We start from the raw sequence: 3,087 nt of genomic DNA on the forward strand, positions 1-3,087 counted from the left end.
GAGGCCGAGGCCGGGCTGCTGCAGGATGATGCGAGCCACCACCAGCTTCTGCTTCTGGCCGCCCGACAGAACCTGATCCCAGCTTTTGCCCTCGCGGCTTTCATTGGCCATATGCTCGATGAAGTCGCCAAGGCCAGCTTTGTGCAACGCCGCGGCGACCTGGGCATCGCCATGGTCGTGCTCCGAACCCGGCAGGCAGACCAGCTGTTTYAACGACACCTGCTGCAGCTTGACCTCCTGRGCGGCAWAAAAACTSYTCACMCCGTCCGGGAAGACGATGGTGCCGTGGCCGTATGGCCAGAGCCCGTTGATCGCCTTGATCAGCGAAGTCTTGCCGCAACCGGATTCGCCCTTGAGGAAGGTCCACTCGCCGCGCCGGAAGCGCACATTGGCGGCGCTGAGGAAGGGCGTCGCGTCYTCGCCCTGATGCGCCAGTTCGAGCYTCTGGATGGTCAGGCCGAAAACCGGGTTCTGRCAGGCATAGTGGAAGTCGGARCGGCCGGTCTGGCTGTAGAACTCCTGCGGATGCTGAACATTCTCGATCGCATTCGCCAGCTCGGTGACACGCTGGCTGTTGGCGCGCAACGTGGCGATTGCGGGCATGACATGAATGAACCACGAACACTTGCTGATCAGCGCGTTCACCTGTTCGGAACCGGTTATGTAACCTTTGAGGTCGAGGCCGTTGTGGATGAACGGCACCAGACCAGGTCCGTAGGCCACAACTTTGGCACCGACAAAATTATAGACCGATTCGAATCCCGCATAGATGGTGTTGACGATGTTGAACTTCGACCAAGTGCTGTCGATGTCGAGATAGAGCTGGCCATGCATCGTCTTCTGCACGTCTTCGCCTCGCGACGCCGCCACGTGGAAACTGCGGCGCAATAACGTGATCAGTTCGCCGCGATAGGTGCCCTCAGCCTTCTGCATCCTGATGTTGAGCCACTCCAGCATTCCGCCGAGTTTGATCGCGATCCAAGTGTTGACGGGTACGTAAATGGCAACCGCCAAGAGAGCAAGGGCGGCGCTGCCATAGCCTCCTAAAACCTCGAGTCCCTTCACCTCCACCGAGTTTTTCAGCAATTCGCCGCCAACAAAGTAGAACGAGGTGAAGACACCGAATACGCCCATGGCCAGACCGATGGCACCGCCTGCCATATCCTTGATCGATTCCTGCACACGCTGGTCGACGTTGTCGGGCGCTGCCGTGCCGGACGAGCCATGCTGGACGTGGTAGTGTGAATGATTGGAATCGAGCAGCGCCTCATTGAAGCGGCTGTTTAGCCATGCGCGCCATTTGCGATGCAATGTCGCAGATACAAACTTGCAGGCTCCTACGATTCCCATGTCCTTGAGTACGACCAGCAACACAAGCAGGCCGGCATTGGTCAACAGCGATTCAAGTGGTGCGGTATTCGCGGCGTCGTGGAAAAAAGCGATTGAGGCCGCTAGTTCACCCGCCGCCACGGTGAACCAGACATCGGCCTTGCTGGAGAGCGCGGTGAGCAGGGCAATCACCAGGGTGAGGGTCCAGGCTTCCTTCCACCGATCCGAGACCCAGTAGGCCCGCATCAAGCCCCAGAAGCTGCGCATCGAGGATACCGGCGTCAAAGGCGACGGCCCCGAGGCGTCGCTGTGTAGTCTATCCGGTACTGACTCCTGCGATCGTTTGCCGATCCGAATCACGATCCCGCCCAAACCTTTTTTGTTTTGTTACGGATGGTAACACCAATTGATCATTTTCCATTACTTTTTGTAGGGGGTCGGCGGGATTGAAGTGCCGGCCGTGTCGGCAAGGCAACAGACCAGCCTTTCCGAGCGTCGCGCGGAAGCCAGCGAAAACGCGATTTAATGCAATGATGTCATATACTTGATAGGAATTTTGTAGGACGCTTCAACCTTCCCTTAGGGAAGGTTCTCACACGATTTTGTGACTCATTTTGGCTTGCCGGGCGGGTCGAATTTTCATTGCGGGCTAACCAAAACTCCCGAAAACAGACCGTCCTTGATGTCTGCTTCCTTGCCGTCATCGTCCTTGCCGGAGGCCGAGAAGTGACCGGAAATGGTCTTTGCGGCAGGGTCGTACTTGTCGATCACCACTTCACCGCTCTTGGACCTGACATGCCCGACCGTGGCGGCGGAATCGAGGATATTGAAGTTGGCGCCATTGGCGGGAAAGCCGCCGCCGAACGGGTAGGTGCCGACATAATCGCCTGGCGTTTTCAGCACCAGCATCGAATTGAATGTCATCGTCGGCGAGCCCTGTTGGGTCCCCGACAGGTTCAGCACCGGTTTGCCTGCCATCTCCAGCGTCGTGCCCTGGGCGAATGATGCCGTCCACGGCTTGCCGTCGAAACTGGCGGTCATGACCGCGTCCCCGGCGTTTGCCGCCGATGTGAACCACGGGCCTGTCAGGGCTGTGAGGCAAAGCAGCAAGAATGAAACGCCACGAAGTCCCGTGAGCATGAACGTCCCCCATCGATCGACTAGGCTTGGGACAATAGCGCAGACCTTGGCTGTGGGCGATTCACCACATCGTCATGCGAAGCGTGCCGTTTGACAAAATACGTGCATGAGGTTGAACCTAGTCCGGGGCTGTCGGCACCAATGCATATCAGGTTCTCCAACAAGGAAGCTTCCCAATGCTTGCACGCGCAGCCGCACCCGCAATCCTGTTGCTTTTCGCTTGGCTCCCTCTGGCGCATGCTGGCGGTCAATCCATTCCGGCAAGTTCGGAAGGGCAAGTCGAGTTCAATGCTCCCTCTGGTAACATCGGCTGTATCTACACGCCGAAAGGCGGCACCAGCACCTATTCACCACAGGACGGCGGTCCGGAACTGAGCTGCTCGCGGGTTGAACCAAGCTACGTGACCGTAATCCTCGGCCCAAAAGGGCCGGCCACCCTAATCAAGAACCCCGGTGAGCAGAGCTGTTGCAGTGACGTAGACAAGCTTGACTATGGCAACAGCTGGAGCCAGGGGCCGTTCACTTGCCAGTCGTCGACCAAGGGACTGACCTGCACCGGCAGCAATGGTCACGGGTTCTTCGTCAGCAAAGCCAAGGTGATGGTGCAATAGGCTGCAC

Annotated in this window: 3 protein-coding genes; 1 reads left to right on the top strand and 2 read right to left on the bottom strand. The window is 58.1% G+C overall.

Annotation, left to right across the window (positions count from 1 at the left end; translation table 11 throughout):
- Together AC1DX0_RS33680 and AC1DX0_RS33685 are read right to left on the bottom strand one after the other, a co-directional pair.
- Positions 1-1,596 (bottom strand): ABC transporter ATP-binding protein/permease (locus AC1DX0_RS33680; protein ID WP_477358678.1); only part of this gene is annotated, 1,596 nt, incomplete at its 3' end.
- 372 nt (positions 1,597-1,968) lie between these two features.
- Positions 1,969-2,370 carry a DUF6252 domain-containing protein gene (locus AC1DX0_RS33685; protein ID WP_477220571.1) on the bottom strand — a complete coding sequence of 134 codons (402 nt, stop codon included), beginning with the start codon at positions 2,368-2,370 and terminating at the stop codon, positions 1,969-1,971.
- A gap of 275 nt (positions 2,371-2,645) precedes the next feature.
- Here AC1DX0_RS33685 and AC1DX0_RS33690 point away from each other — a divergent pair, with 275 nt between their 5' ends.
- Positions 2,646-3,080, top strand: a complete 435-nt coding sequence (locus AC1DX0_RS33690; protein WP_477220572.1) for a hypothetical protein — start codon at positions 2,646-2,648, stop codon at positions 3,078-3,080.
- Positions 3,081-3,087 lie beyond the last annotated feature (7 nt).

The organism is Mesorhizobium sp. P3_A9 (assembly GCF_056402975.1).

Excerpts from the sequence above, each read along its gene's own strand:
- AC1DX0_RS33685 (WP_477220571.1), bottom strand. The coding sequence starts at position 2,370 with ATGACCGCCAGTTTCGACGGCAAGCCGTGGACGGCATCATTCGCCCAG.
- AC1DX0_RS33690 (WP_477220572.1), top strand. The coding sequence starts at position 2,646 with ATGCTTGCACGCGCAGCCGCACCCGCAATCCTGTTGCTTTTCGCTTGG.